Here is a 13,824-nt window from a genome sequence, read left to right on the forward strand (position 1 = left end):
CGATCGCAAGCGGCGTGACGCCGAGGATGAAGGCGAGCGACGTCATCAGGATCGGCCGCAGGCGTTGTCGCGCCGCTTCCAACGTCGCTTCGACCAGCCCCATGCCGGCAGACTGCCGCTCGATGGCGAACTCGACGATGAGGATGGCGTTCTTGGCCGCGAGGCCGATCGTGGTGAGCAGACCGACCTTGAAATAGACGTCGTTGGTCTGGCCGAAGAGAGTGGCCGCAGCCAGCGCGCCGAATATGCCGATCGGCACCGACAGCATGACGGCGAACGGGATCGACCAGCTCTCATAGAGCGCGGCGAGGCACAGGAACACGACCAGCGCCGAAATCGCGTAGAGCGACATCGCCTGGTTGCCGGAAAGCCGCTCCTGGTGCGAGAGCCCGGTCCATTCATGCGAATATCCGGCGGGCAGTTGCGCGACCAGCCTGTCGATCTCGTCCATGGCCGCGCCCGAGCTTTGGCCGGCGGCCGCGGCGCCCTGGATCTCGACTGCCGCCGAGCCGTTGTAGCGTTCGAGGCGGGGCGATCCGTAGGTCCAGTGGCTGGAGGCGAAGGCCGAGAACGGCACCATGGCGCCGCCCGAGTTGCGGACCTGCCATTTGTCGAGATCTTCCGGCTGCATGCGGAAATCCGGGTCCGACTGCAGATAGACCGGCTTCACCCGCCCGCGATCTATGAAGTCGTTGACGTAATCGCTGCCCCAGGCGGTCGACAGCGTGTTGTTGATGTCGGCGAGACCGATGCCGAGCGCGCTGGCCTTTTCCTGGTCGATGTCGACCGAGAATTGCGGCTGGTCCTCCTGGCCGTTGGGCCGGGTGTTGGCGAGCAGCGTGCTCTTCGCGGCCAAGCCCAGAAGCTGGTTGCGCGTCTGGATCAGCGCCTCATGGCCGGCGCCATTGACGTCCTGCAGGTAGAAATCGAAGCCGTTGGTGTTGCCGAAACCCTGGATGGCGGGCGGGGCGAGGGCGAAGACCTGGGCGTCCCTGATCTTGGAGAAGGCGCCCATGGCGCGGCCTGCCACCGCCGACGCGGCGAGCGCCGGCGTCTTGCGCTGAGCGAAATCCTTCAGCCGCACAAAGGCGATGCCGACATTCTGCCCGGCGCCGCCGAAGCCGAAGCCGGAAGCGGTGAACACGCCTTCCACCGCCTCCTTCTCTTCGTTGAGATAATGGTCGGTCACCTTGGCGAGCACGCGCTCGGTGCGGTCCTGCGTCGCGCCGACCGGCAGCGATGCGCTGGTGATGAGGATGCCCTGGTCCTCGTCCGGCAGGAACGAGCTCGGCAGGCGGGCGAACATCCAGCCCATGGCGATGACGATCGCCAGGAACACGGCAAGGAAGCGCCACGACCGGTTGATGATGCCGTGCGAGCCGTCGCGGTAGGCGATCGTGCCGCGGTCGAAGAGGCGGTTGAACCAGCCGAAGGGGCCCCTCTGCGTCGCATGGTCCTTTGGCGCGCGCAGGATGGTGGCGCAGAGCGCCGGCGTCAGAACAAGTGCCACCAGCACCGAGAGCACCATGGCCGAGACGATGGTGACGGAGAATTGTCGGTAGATGATGCCGGTGGAGCCGCCGAAGAAGGCCATCGGCACGAACACGGCCGACAGCACCGTGGCGATGCCGATCAGCGCGCCGGTGATCTCGTTCATCGATTTGCGCGTCGCCTCTTTCGGCGGCAGGCCTTCCTCATGCATGACGCGTTCGACATTCTCGACCACGACGATGGCGTCGTCGACGAGCAGGCCGATGGCCAGAACCATGGCGAACATGGTGAGGGTGTTGATCGAATAACCGAAGAAGGAGAGCACGCCGAATGTGCCGAGCAGCACGACCGGCACCGCGATCGTCGGGATGATGGTGGCGCGCAGGTTCTGCAGGAAAAGCAGCATCACCAGGAACACCAGCACGATCGCTTCGGCGAGCGTCTTCACCACTTCCTCGATCGACAGGCGCACGAAGGGCGAAGTGTCGTATGGGTAGACGACCTCGACGCCTTGCGGGAAGGTCGAGCTCAGGCGGTTGATGGTCGCGCGCACCGCCTCGGCGGTGCTGATGGCATTGGCGCCGGTCGCGAGGTTGACCGCGACACCGGCGGACGGCTTGCCGTTGTAGTGGGCCTGGGTGGTGTAGCTTTCGGCGCCGATCTCGACCTTGGCGACATCGTTCAGCCGCACCAGCGAGCCGTCGGTGTTGCTCTTGAGGATGATGTTGCGGAACTGTTCGGCGGTCTGCAGCCGGCTCCTGGCCGTCACAGTGGCGTTGAGCTGCTGGCCCTTGCGCGCCGGCAGGCCGCCGAGCTGGCCGGCCGAAACCTGCGTGTTCTGCGCCTCGATCGCGGTGGCGACATCGCTCGGCATCAGCGCGTATTGCGCCAATTTGTCGGGGTCGAGCCAGATGCGCATGGCATAACCGGAGCCGAAGAGCTGCGTCGAGCCGACACCTTCGACGCGCTTCAGCGTGTCGTTGACAGTGCTGTCGACATAGTCGGCAAGGTCGGTCGAGTTCATCTTGCCGTCGGTGGAGACGAAGCCGATGACCATCAGGAAGCCGGTCGAGGATTTGGAGACGGTGATGCCGTTGCTCTGGACGACCTGCGGCAGCTGCGACTGCACGAGCTGCAGCTTGTTCTGCGTCTGCACCTGCGCGGTGTCGGGATTGGCGGCGCTGGTGAAGGTCAGCGTGATCGAGGCCTGGCCGGTCGAGGTCGACGTCGCCGTCATGTAATCGAGATTGTCGATGCCGGTCATGCCCTGCTCGATGACCTTGGTCACCGAGTTCTCCACCGTCTGGGCGTCGGCGCCGGGATAGCTGGCGCTGATGTTGACTGTGGTGGGCGCGATTTGCGGATATTGCGAGATCGGCAGCGTTCGCAGCGCGAGCAGCCCGCCCAGCATGATCACGATGGCGATCACCCAGGCGAAGATCGGCCGGTTGATGAAGAAAGCCGACATCGCTCAGTTCCCGGTTGCGCCAGAGGCGGGCTGCTTTGCGGCGCCGGCGGCATTGCCGCCAGCCGGCGCGGCCGAGGCGGAGCTCTGCTCGCGGTCCTTGATCTCTCCGGTCGTTTCGTCGATGGTCACCTCGACCGCTGCCGCGTCGCCGCCGGCGCGCACCAACTGCAAGCCCTCGACGATGACGCGGTCGCCGTCGCCGACACCGGAATCCACCAACCAATTGTTGCCGACGCTGTTGCGCACGCTCAGCGTGCGCTGCTCGACCTTGCCCTGGGCATTGACCACCATGGCCGTCGCCTGGCCCTTGGGGTCGCGGGTGACGCCGCGCTGCGGCACCAGGAAGCTGTTTTGCGCGACGCCTTCCTCGACGATGGCGCGCACATACATGCCGGGCAGGAGCAGGCGGTCGGGATTGGGGAACTGGGCTCTGAGCGCAAAGGTGCCGGTGGACTGGTCGACGTTGGCGCCGGCGAATTCCAGCTTGCCGTTCTGCGCGTATATGGTGCCGTTGTCGAGCTTGAGCTTGACGCTGACATTGGCCCCGCTGAATTTCAGCCGGCCTTCGTTGATCGCCTGGCGCAGGTTGAGCAGGTTGGTGCTGGACTGCGTCACGTCGACATTGATCGGGTCGAGCGAGCGAATGGTGGTCAGCACCGTTTCCTGGTTGGCCGTGACCAGCGCGCCCGGCGTCAATGTCGATTTGTCGATCCGGCCGGCGATCGGCGCGGTGATCGAGGTGCGGTTGAGGCTGATCTTCGCGGTCTCGACGCTGGCCTTGGCCGATGCGACATCGGCCTGGGCCTGCGCCAGCGTCGCGGCGGCATCGTCGTAATCCTGCTTCGAGACCACATTCTGCTTCAGCAGCCCGGAATAGCGGTCGAACTTCGCCTGCGCGGTGGGCACCGCGGCTTCCGCCTTCTGCTGCGCGGCGACGGCGCTGTCGTAGGCGGCCTGATAGCTCGCCGGATCGATGAGGTAGAGCGGTTGTCCCGCCACCACCTCGGCGCCTTCCTGGAACAGCCGCTGCTGGATGATGCCGTCGACCTGCGGGCGCACCTCGGCGATAAGGGAGGCTGCCGTTCGGCCCGGCAGCTCGGCGGTGATCGCGACCGACTGGGGATGCAGCGTGACGACGCCGACCTCGGGCCTGCCGACGCCACCCATGCCGGCCGGCACCTGGCTCTTTTCCTGCGAGCAGGCGGCCAGGAAAAGCGTGGCGCACAATACCGCCAAGGTCGTTTGGCGGCGTGTCATCAGGAAAGGCTGGCTTATTGGAATGCGCATGGGCCGGATCATCTTTCGCTGGAGTTGATGTGGCGGCCCGATGACCGACGCAGGCGCAATGCCATGCTATCGAGGGTCGCACGCCGGTAGAACAAGCCTTGGAAAAGCACCGAGGGGCGGGGGAAATCGCCGTCAGCTGCGGCGACCGCGACAGCCGACCGAGCCTGGTCAAGCAATGCGTCGAAGCGGCTCATGTCTCGCTCCTTCTTCGCAGCCGGAAGGCACTCGACAACGGGGTCGAGTGCATCACCCAAAGGCATGGGCGCAGTATGCCGATCCAAGGCAATAAGCCAAGTGTCTTGCCGGGCGCCGACATGATTCTTCGGCGCGGTCGATTGGGACGAGGATTCCGCCATGAAAAGCCTGATTTATGCGATCTTCTGCTGGTGGTTTTCGGTGTTCGAACGCGAGACCGGAAGCGACAGGCGGTAAGCGGCGAAGCTCAGCCGGATGGCCCCTGCAGCGCCTGCTTCGACAGGATCCGCCGCACGGCGCCGGCGCTAGGGCGGATCGTCAGGGGCAAGCCCAGGGAGGCAAGCAGCCGCAGCATCATCAAGGCTTCCCACATCATAATGCGCTCCATGCGTGCTGGCAGACGCGTCCGCCAGCACGCCAAAAGTACCGGCCGGCCCTTGAACGGGTGGGTCAGGGGGCCAGCCGGCGCAGCCGGTCAGAGTTGCTCGCCACTCCGGGGTAGGGGTGGAGGGAGCTGTCCGCCGTGATCAGGCAGACCTCCGGGGCCGGCTGCATCCGGCGGATCACCCCATGGACCGGGGGGCGGGCCGTGCGGCCGATCCGCCGAAGCGAGTATTTCGAGCTGTTCGGGCGTCAGCTTGGCCCGCAACACGGTGATGGCGTCCTTGAGCTTGGCGGCCGAGGCGGCGCGCTTGGTCACCTCGTCGGCCAGCTTTTCCTGGAAGGCGAACGGATCGCGCTTTGCCTGATCCGGCTTGCCGCCGACAGCATCGTCAGGCCCCCGGCCGGGTGGGCCGAAATCGGGCCGCTGCGGCGGCGCCAGCACCGCTTGCAGCGCGCTGGTGTAGTCGCGCCAGGCGTCAAGCTGTTCGGAGCGGATGCCGATCCGGGTTTCGAGCGCCGCAAGCCGGGCGGCAAGGAATTCCGGCGGCGGACCCATGCGGCGCGGACCGAAGTCCTCGGGGCCGTGCCGCATCGCCCAACGCTGGCCGTGCCATGGCATCGGGCCGTGACCTTCGTCGTCCTGCCGGCCGATTGCCGGCGGTTCGTCCCCGGGGGCTGCGCCAGGCTCCGGCTGCGCGGCGAACACGGGGTGGATGGCCGCGGCCGAGAAGAGGCCGAGCGCCAGAAGTCTGCTTCGCATGACATGATCCTTTCCTGCATGCTTCGGATGCCGGGGAGGATAGGAAGCCTCTTTTGCCGCATTGCTTCGGCGCGTTGCCGAAGGTTTCCGGAAAAAGGAGATTTGTTTCCGAATGTTTCCAGCGGCTTTGCGGAAACGTTCCGTTGCAATTTTCCATGCCGCTTGGCTGTGCCGCTCCCTATAATCACAAACAAACAGGCAAGCGGGCTAAGAATGCAGGCACAATCACACATCCTTGTCGTCGACGACGACCGCGAGATCAGGACGCTGCTCGGGCGCTATCTCGACGGGCAGGGATTTCGCGTGTCGGTGGCGGCGGACCGGCGCGAATGCGAGCAGAGGCTCGGTTCAGGCCAGTTCGATCTCATCGTGCTCGACGTCATGCTGCCCGACGGCTCCGGTCTCGACATCTGCCGGAGCCTGCGGGACCGCAAGCCGCACATTCCCGTCATCCTGCTGACGGCGCTGAAGGAGGATGTCGACCGCATCATCGGGCTGGAGCTCGGCGCCGACGACTATCTTGGCAAGCCTTTCAATCCGCGCGAGCTCTCGGCGCGCATCCGGGCGGTGCTCAGGCGTTCGGCGCCGGACGAAGCCGCCCCGCCCAAGGTCCGCGTCTATCATTTCGCCGGCTACAGGCTGGAGCCGGACACGCGCAAGGTGATGGATGCCGACGGCGCTCTGGTCGACCTTACCGGCGCCGAGTTCGATCTGCTGCAGGTCTTTCTCGACCGGCCGGGGCGGCTGTTGTCGCGCGACCAGCTGCTCGACCTGACGCAGGGGCGCGAGCGCGAGCCGCTCGACCGGTCCGTCGACGTGCTGATGAGCCGGCTGCGGCGGAAGTTCGCCGAAGCGGGCGAGGAGAATCTGTTCAAGACCGTGCGCAATGGCGGCTATCAACTGACCGCGCGCGTCGAGACGGCGGAGACCGGGGCATGACCTCGCTGCGCCGGCGGCTGATCATCCTTCTGGTCGTGTCGATCCTGGGCGTGGTCGGGCTCGCCACCTTCGTCGCGGTGAAGGTGCTCGGCGGGCCGTCGCCGGAACTGATTATGGGTCCGCTCGCCCACCAGATCCAGTATATGGTGCAATTGGTTCCCGGCCGCGCGCCTAACACAAGCGATGCGGCCGTCATCGTGAAGGATCGCCCGGCAGACGGCTTCGAGGACCGCAAGCACACAAAAGTGCTGAACGAGATCCTGCACCACAACGGGCTGGATCTTTCGGCCGTGGTCAGCCGCAATGCCGGCAGGCCGGGAATGGTCGCTTCCGTCGAGCTGCCCGACCATCGCTGGATGATCGTCGACGTGCCCGATTTCGGTCCGCCGCGCGATGTCTGGCACGGGCTCGCAGGCTGGATGGTGCTGATCGTGCTAGGGGCCACCCCGGTGTCGATCTACTTCACCGGCGTGCTGGTGCGGCCGTTGGAAATGCTCGAAGCCGCCGTCAGCAAGATCGGATCGGACGGGGTGCTGGCGACCTTGCCGGAAAAAGGCTCGGCCGAGGTGAGGGCCACCGCCCATGCGCTCAACGAGCTGTCGGCAAGATTGAGGACGGCGATGGAAAGCCGCATGCGGCTGGTTGCCGCCGCCGGCCACGATCTGAGGACCCCGATGACCAGGATGCGGCTCCGGGCCGAGTTCCTCGAGGAGGATCGCGAGAAATGGCTGAGCGACCTCGACGAGCTCGACCGTATCGCCGACAGCGCCATCCGCTTGGTGCGCGAGGAGGTCAATCAGGACGCGGTCGAGCCGGTGGAACTGGACCGGCTGGTCCGCGATATCGAGGTCGAGATGGTCTCGCTCGGCCATGCGGTGACGATCGACCATCTCGATCATGTGTCGGTCAAAGCCGGCGCGCTTGGCTTGCGCCGGGCGCTGCGCAACCTGATCGTCAACGCCGCCACGCATGGCAAGAGCTGCACCGTCGCGCTTGCGAGGCGGGGCGGCCAGGCGGTCCTCACCATCGCCGACCGCGGCCCCGGCATCCCGCCGGACCTCCTGAACAAGGCCTTCGAGCCGTTCTTCCGGGTCGATCCGGCGCGCACGCAATTCATTCCGGGCGCGGGGCTGGGGCTTGCGATCGCCAAGGAGATCATCGAACGCTACGGCGGGACGATCACGCTGGAGAACAGGCCGGGAGGAGGGCTGATGCAGACGGTGGTGTTTGCAACAGCCTGACGTCGGACATTGTTCGTCCTCGGGCAATTCCAGGCCTTTGGCGCGGGCTTTCAACTGCTTTTTCAAGGTTTTGCTCGCTGCATCGTGACCGCGCCACCGTTGCGGAGCGGCGTCGCCAGATGCGAATTTGGCGACAGGATGTTTTGTGAGGATGCCACAATGCCCATGCGCAAGATTGCGTTTTGCGCGGCAGCGATGATCGTTGCCGCCACAAATTTCGCCGATGCGCGGCCCGACACACGCACAATGACCTGCCCTGAGACCCAGGCGCTGATCCAGAGCCGGCACGCGGTGGTGCTGAGCACGGGGGCGAACACGTATGAGCGCTATGTCCGCCAGTTCGGCAATGAGTGCGATGCTCCCTACGTGCCGATGGTCGACTATGTCCCGACCCGTGACGGCCAGTGCATGGTCTATCGGTGCGAAGAGCCGGCGCCGATGGTTCCGGATTGATCGGGGGTCGCCGTTTCTCTCTGCTGGGGGCCGCTGCGTTTTCTGATCGTCAATCCGCGCTGGCTCGATCAACGGCAAGCCGTTCGGCACAGAGCGCGCCGCCTCTCACTTGACCTTCTTGATCTCCGGGCCGGTCGGTTGATCGGTCGCCGGGGCCGGTGTGCAATCCTGCCCCTTGCACTCCAGGGCAGGATCGTTCCTCGGCGGCAGGCAATTCTGTCCCTCGCAGTGAACGGGCGGCAGCTGTTGCGACGCGTCGCCGTTCGACTGGGCAGGCTGATCCTCGGCGAGTACGGGCTGCAGCCCGGCCAGGCCGGTCAACACCGCGCATAAGAGAGCTGTCCGAAGCAGGTTCATCCGCGCCTCCATGGCGAGGCAGAACTCTACACCGTCCGATCACCGCCAACATGCGGCACCCGACAACGCCGTTAACGACGCGTTTCGGCGCGGGGGCGTGACAACACTCCTAGGTGCGATGCACAGGCGCCGGCAGCCTTGACGATTTTGGCGAAGGGGCGCACTTTGAACGAGCTGGTAGACAGGTTGGCGCTGTCGACCGCACTTGCAACCGGGAGCCGGATCAGGGCCTCGCGTTAACCGAATTAGCTTATCATTTCGCTTGCAATCATCGCCAGGCTGTCTGCCGGCTTCCTCACCAATGGAGAGGAAGGCAATGACCAATAACACTCAGTCGGGGATCAGCGTGCCGTTGCCGCGCATCACCGAAGTCTCGCCGCATTTCGAGTCCCACGCTGTACTAGACAATCGTGACGCTCCAGTCTTTCGTAAAGGAGAGTACGTGATTGCCGATCCGTCCGACACGGTGGTTATGGATGGCAGCATCGTTTTAGTGGAATGGTCGAGCGGACGTCGCTGTTTGATGTCTACAAGATCAACCGCAGGCGAATGGTCAGAGCATAGCGTGAGCGTCCGGAAAGATGGGCCCCATTTGGTCTGGTGGTTCGATCCCATCGTACGGCCGAGGGATCAGGCTGAGGCCGAGGCTTGGATCAAAGCAGGCCGGATACAGGGAACCAGCGATGGGCCGTACCGCGCCGAACATATGCGGGAAAAGACAATCGGACGGGTTGTCGGCGTCGCCGCGAGCGTCGAGGTAACTAAATGGGCGATTGAGCGGTGCGCAAAACGCAATCGCGAAGTCGATCTAAGGGCTCGAAGGGCTGCACGAGGCTTCGACCCCGATTTGTATGTTCAACTCTTTGACAAAATCGGCCAAGTCTTCGTGATTCACGATTCTCCGCGCGGCTCGGGGATATTGGGACGCATCATAAATGGCTGTGATTTTGGAGAAAAAAGCCAAATCTACCAAGATTATGCAGCCGTTTTTGCGGCCAGACGTGATGGCCTAGATCACTCGAATCGAAAACTTGAGGCTGCACTTCGAAAGGCAGGACGAGTGATCACCTGGGGAGATGGTCAATGGCACGTCGATCCCAAGATGCCGGATCATGTCCGTGCTGTTTACGCGCCTCCGATGTCAGAAGGAGGGCGTCATGCGTGACATGCGCCTCTCGGTATTCATTAAGGCCTGTCTTGAGCCCTTGCCGAGGGCAGCCTTGGTAGATACCGCCTATAACAGTGCTATGCGCCAAGCACGACAACGTGCGTGGCGCGAGGCCAAGCGCACCACACTTGCATATGGCTGTGCTTGTGATCTCGCGCTTTGGTTCGACCATCGACCGATCAAGGGATTGGAAGCGCTCCACGAACATCTTGGCGGTAACGAAAAAAGGGCGAATCTGGTCAACGAACGTCGTCGCTTGACTGCGCTCCAAATCCTGACGCCCGCGCCGGATAAAGGCGCAGTCAAGTGGAAGCGGTTCGCCGCGAAGGACCGCTATCTTCCGATCAGCCACGAGCAGATCGAAGCGGCCATTGCTGCTGACGAGGCCTGGCTGGCGGCCCATCCGACGACAAAAGAGCCGCGGCGGCCCAGGAGGAAGAAAGAGCGGGCTGACTAAGCTTACCGCGAAGGGCATCTTCTGCGCTAAACGATTTTGCCCGGCTACGACTGTTGCCGGGCTTTTTGTAGAAGGCAATAATCGGGTTCAGGTTCGATGACCTGAAATTCAGCTAAGCGCCTGAGGTCTCTGGTACGCCCAAGGGGAATCGAACCCCTGTTACCGCCGTGAAAGGGCGGTGTCCTAACCGCTAGACGATGGGCGCGCTCAGACGAAGCGGCTTATAATTGCGTTGTTGCCAACCGGCAACCCATCCGCAGCCACATGCGACAACTTTTTTCACGGCGCCGTGAAACGTGTGGCTTTGCACGTGCGTTGCGCACGTGCTCAGGCCCGAAGGGCAGGCGGGCTCAGCCGTCCTCGCCACCGCCGCTGCGGCGACGGCAGCGCCAGTTCCAGTCGCGCTCGGGGCCGACGTCGACATGGACGGATTCGGTGTGGCAGTAGGTGCCGACGCCGCCACGGCCCGGCATCGTGCGGACGTAGTTCGCCAACTCCCACTTCGACACGCCGGGCACCTGGATGTCGGCGGCGGCGCAGTACATGTGCAGCGAGTTCTTGGCGCCGTTGGCGCGGCGGTTGCGCGAGGGATCGCGGTAGCCGGAGGTGACGACCATCTTGCGGCCGAAATGCCCCTCGATCGTCTTCAGCACCCGCACCAGCGAGGGCTTGAGGCAGGCGACGTCGACGCTTTCGTTCTGCTTCAGGAGACCGTTGGGCGCGAGTCTCGCCATGCCGGCGGCCGAGGCCACCTGATAGGAACCGCCGCCTTCATCCTCGTTGAGGTCGACGTCGCTCTCGTCGTCGATACCGGACTTGCGCTTGATCTCGAACAGCGCGGTCTGGCGTACGCCCGGAAGGGCATCGGCACCGGTGATGTGATAGCTCGGGTCGTCCAGCGAGGCGAGCTGCACCGGTTTTGCGGCCGGCGTCGCGGAGGCCAGCTCAACGATCGGCTTGGCGGGAGCCGGCGCGGAGGTTGCGGTCTTGGCCTGGGCCGCAGTCTGGTCGCCGGAGCGCGCATTGTTGACCAGCGGCGCGGGCGCCGCCGAAGCCGGCGTGGTGCTGAACAGCGAGGCGAACAGGCTCTTCTTCGGCGCGGCGATCTGCGGCTGCGCCGGCTCGCCCGCGGTTACATAGACGCCGTTGCTCATAGCCTGCGTGGTCGCCTGGGCCTTCGAGGCGACGGCGGCGGCATCGCCAGCGGCGACCTGCTGGGCGACGGTTTGCGTCTGCTCCGCCGTTTGCGCCTGCTGAACCAGCGGTTGCGGCGTGCTGCCGGCAATCGCGGCGGAGCCTGCCGGCACGGAAACCGCCGGGAAGGCGGCGGCTTGCGGCCGTGTCTCCGGCACATAGGCGACCTTCTCGGGCAAAGGGGTATCGCCCTCGCTCATCACGGTCGACCCGGCTTCGGCCGGCGCCGAAGCCTGCAGCGACGAATCGGCCGCGGTCGCGGTCTTGGCGCCGGATGTCGCGCTCATTTCGGTCGCGGTTGAATTGTAGGCGGGCGAAACGACCGACATCGTCGGGTCGCCGGTCGAGGTGCAGGAGGCCAGCAGCACGGAGAAAAGCGCTGCCGCGATGCTGCGGCTTTCCCCTCGTGCAAGACGCCAACCTGCTGATTTCAAAATAAATTCCCCCTCGGTATCCGGTCGGTCCGCCATCGCCGCGCCACTCCAGCATCGCGCCGCGATAACCCTCCTGTTCCCAACCGGAAACGGGATATGTGTCGAATCTGCAAGCCCCGGAATTAATCTGCGTCGGAAGGTGATTTGAGGCCGTGAAACGATTGACGCCACCATTTCGCCCTGTTTTGGCGGCCCGTCAACTCACCAGACATTACAGTCGGTTACACACGCACCTTGACATAGGTGCCCGGCGCATCTCCCAAGGTTTTCATACCCTTGCCGGGTTTGCGGGCGGGTACGCGGATATTGTCCTGGTTCTCGATCCAGTGCTGCCAGTGCGTCCACCAGGAGCCTTGATGCTCGTGCGCGGCGGCAAGCCACGCGTTGAAGTCGCCCACCGGCTTGCCGCCGGTCCAGTACTGGTATTTCTTAGCGGCGGGCGGGTTGACGACGCCGGCGATATGGCCCGAACCCGCCATCACATATTCGACGTCGCCGCCGAAGAACCGCGATCCCAGGAACACCGAAAGCGCCGGCGCGATGTGGTCTTCCTTCGTGGCCAGGTTGTAGACGGGGATGGTGATGTCGGCCAGCGAGACGGTGCGGCCGGCAAGCTCCATCACGCCGCGCGAAAGATTGTTCTCGAGATAGCAGTTGCGCAGGTAGAAGGAGTGGTTGGCCGCCGCCATGCGCGTGGAGTCGGAATTCCAGTAGAGCAGGTCGAAGGGCAGGGGCTCCTTGCCGCGCATGTAATTGTTGACGACATAGGGCCAGATCAGATCGCCCGAGCGCAGCATGTTGAAGGCGGTCGCCATCTTGGTGCCTTCGAGATAGCCCTTTTCGCTCATCGAGCGCTCCACGGCGGCGACCTGGTCCTCGTCGACGAAGACCTTGAGGTCGCCGGCATAGGTGAAGTCGACCTGCGTCGTGAAGAAGGTGGCCGATTTGATGCGGTGGTCGCCTTCCTGCGCCAAGAGTGCAAGGGCAGCGCCGAGCAGCGTGCCGCCGACGCAATAGCCGATGGCGTTGACGTCCTTCTCGCCGGTCGCCTTCTCCACCATGTCGAGGCCGAATTGCAGGCCTTCGCGGATATAGGCCTCCCAGCCCTTGGCGCCGTGGCGCTCGTCCGGATTGATCCAGGAGATGACGAAGACCGTGTGGCCCTGCTCGATCGCCCAGCGGATGAAGGACTTTTGCGGGTTGAGGTCGAGGATGTAGAATTTGTTGATCCATGGCGGACAGATCAGCAGCGGCCGCTTCAGCACTGTCTCCGTCACCGGATCATATTGGATGATCTCGGCGACATCGCTGCGGCCGATGACCTTGCCGGGCGTGGTGGCGATGTTCTTGCCGATTTCGAAGGGCGTGTAGTCGGCCTGGCGCAGCTTCAGGTCGCCGCGGCCGGCGGCGATGTCCTCGGCCAACATCTTCATGCCGCGCACCAGGTTTTCGCCATTCGAGGCGACCGTTTCGCGGAACAGCTCCGGATTGGTCAGGATGAAGTTCGACGGCGCGATCGCGTTCGACACCTGCTTGACGTAGAAGCTCGCCTTGTGGCGGGTGTGCTCGTCCAGGCCCTCGGCGTGCTCGACGAGTTCGTTCGCCCAGCGCGAGGTGACCAGATAGGCCTGCTTGAGGAAATCGAAGAAGGCGTTGCGGCCCCATTCCGGATCCTGGAAGCGCTTGTCGCCGCGCTCAGGCTGAACCGCGTCCTGCGGCGCCTCGGCGTTGGGATTGACCTTCTGGATGGCGTTCGCCCAGACCGTCATATAGCCGGCGAAGAGCCGCGTCTGGGCTTCGAGCGCGCGTTGCGGATCGCCCAGCCAGTACTCCGAGAGTTTTGAGAAGGTCTTGACCATGTCGACCACCGGTTCGGCGACATGATCGCGCACCTCACCCTTCTCGCGCGGTTCGGTCCAGGCGGACGCCGCCTTGCCGGCCTGCTCGATCATGCGGGCCATGTTCAGGGCGAAACGCTCGGGATCCTTCACCAGAT

At 64.3% G+C, this 13,824-nt stretch carries 13 protein-coding genes and 1 tRNA gene; 5 read left to right on the top strand and 9 right to left on the bottom strand.

The genetic code is table 11. The annotated features are described in order from the left end of the window. The 5 genes from EOD07_RS05565 to EOD07_RS05585 all read right to left on the bottom strand — a co-directional run. Nucleotides 1-2,959 (bottom strand): efflux RND transporter permease subunit (locus EOD07_RS05565; RefSeq protein WP_127234281.1); only part of this gene is annotated, 2,959 nt, incomplete at its 3' end. A 3-nt stretch (nucleotides 2,960-2,962) separates the two neighbouring features. After that, nucleotides 2,963-4,246, bottom strand: coding sequence for an efflux RND transporter periplasmic adaptor subunit (locus EOD07_RS05570; protein ID WP_127234282.1), 1,284 nt, complete (start codon nucleotides 4,244-4,246; stop codon nucleotides 2,963-2,965). Between the two features lie 8 nt (nucleotides 4,247-4,254). Beyond that, nucleotides 4,255-4,440: a hypothetical protein gene (locus EOD07_RS05575; protein ID WP_127234283.1), complete on the bottom strand. Its 186-nt coding sequence runs from the start codon at nucleotides 4,438-4,440 to the stop codon at nucleotides 4,255-4,257. Nucleotides 4,441-4,688: 248 nt separating this feature from the next. Continuing rightward, a complete protein-coding gene (locus EOD07_RS39030; protein ID WP_281059038.1) occupies nucleotides 4,689-4,817 on the bottom strand; it encodes a hypothetical protein in 129 nt (42 codons plus the stop codon). 99 nt (nucleotides 4,818-4,916) lie between these two features. Then, nucleotides 4,917-5,585: a hypothetical protein gene (locus EOD07_RS05585; RefSeq protein ID WP_127234284.1), complete on the bottom strand. Its 669-nt coding sequence runs from the start codon at nucleotides 5,583-5,585 to the stop codon at nucleotides 4,917-4,919. Between the two features lie 213 nt (nucleotides 5,586-5,798). Here EOD07_RS05585 and EOD07_RS05590 point away from each other — a divergent pair, with 213 nt between their 5' ends. Genes EOD07_RS05590 through EOD07_RS05600 form a run of 3 tightly spaced genes read left to right on the top strand, consistent with a single transcriptional unit; the run spans nucleotide 5,799 to nucleotide 8,218 of the window. Then, nucleotides 5,799-6,524 carry a response regulator gene (locus tag EOD07_RS05590; protein ID WP_127234285.1) on the top strand — a complete coding sequence of 242 codons (726 nt, stop codon included), beginning with the start codon at nucleotides 5,799-5,801 and terminating at the stop codon, nucleotides 6,522-6,524. Continuing rightward, entirely contained in the window at nucleotides 6,521-7,765 is a 1,245-nt protein-coding gene (locus EOD07_RS05595; RefSeq protein WP_127234286.1) for an ATP-binding protein, read from the top strand. The genes EOD07_RS05590 and EOD07_RS05595 overlap by 4 nt, the downstream gene beginning before the upstream one ends. 9 nt (nucleotides 7,766-7,774) lie before the next feature. Continuing rightward, nucleotides 7,775-8,218 carry a hypothetical protein gene (locus EOD07_RS05600; RefSeq protein ID WP_348627735.1) on the top strand — a complete coding sequence of 148 codons (444 nt, stop codon included), beginning with the start codon at nucleotides 7,775-7,777 and terminating at the stop codon, nucleotides 8,216-8,218. A 105-nt stretch (nucleotides 8,219-8,323) separates the two neighbouring features. Here the strand turns inward: EOD07_RS05600 and EOD07_RS05605 are convergent, their stop codons facing one another. After that, nucleotides 8,324-8,575, bottom strand: coding sequence for a hypothetical protein (locus tag EOD07_RS05605; RefSeq protein ID WP_127234287.1), 252 nt, complete (start codon nucleotides 8,573-8,575; stop codon nucleotides 8,324-8,326). A gap of 316 nt (nucleotides 8,576-8,891) precedes the next feature. Here EOD07_RS05605 and EOD07_RS05610 point away from each other — a divergent pair, with 316 nt between their 5' ends. Both EOD07_RS05610 and EOD07_RS05615 read left to right on the top strand, forming a co-directional pair. Further along, a complete protein-coding gene (locus EOD07_RS05610) occupies nucleotides 8,892-9,740 on the top strand; it encodes a hypothetical protein (RefSeq protein ID WP_127234288.1) in 849 nt (282 codons plus the stop codon). Further along, complete coding sequence (locus tag EOD07_RS05615) at nucleotides 9,733-10,200, top strand: hypothetical protein (RefSeq protein ID WP_127234289.1); 468 nt, start codon at nucleotides 9,733-9,735, stop codon at nucleotides 10,198-10,200. Before EOD07_RS05610 ends, EOD07_RS05615 begins: the two co-directional genes overlap by 8 nt. 130 nt (nucleotides 10,201-10,330) lie before the next feature. Here EOD07_RS05615 and EOD07_RS05620 read toward each other — a convergent pair. The 3 genes from EOD07_RS05620 to phaC form a co-directional block, all read right to left on the bottom strand. Then, nucleotides 10,331-10,405: transfer RNA gene (locus EOD07_RS05620), tRNA-Glu, on the bottom strand. Nucleotides 10,406-10,550: 145 nt separating this feature from the next. Further along, complete coding sequence (locus EOD07_RS05625) at nucleotides 10,551-11,723, bottom strand: YcbK family protein (RefSeq protein ID WP_245469874.1); 1,173 nt, start codon at nucleotides 11,721-11,723, stop codon at nucleotides 10,551-10,553. A 326-nt stretch (nucleotides 11,724-12,049) separates the two neighbouring features. Further along, nucleotides 12,050-13,822: a class I poly(R)-hydroxyalkanoic acid synthase gene (gene phaC, locus EOD07_RS05630; protein ID WP_245469872.1), complete on the bottom strand. Its 1,773-nt coding sequence runs from the start codon at nucleotides 13,820-13,822 to the stop codon at nucleotides 12,050-12,052. Nucleotides 13,823-13,824 lie beyond the last annotated feature (2 nt).

This window comes from Mesorhizobium sp. M2C.T.Ca.TU.002.02.1.1, from assembly GCF_003997225.1.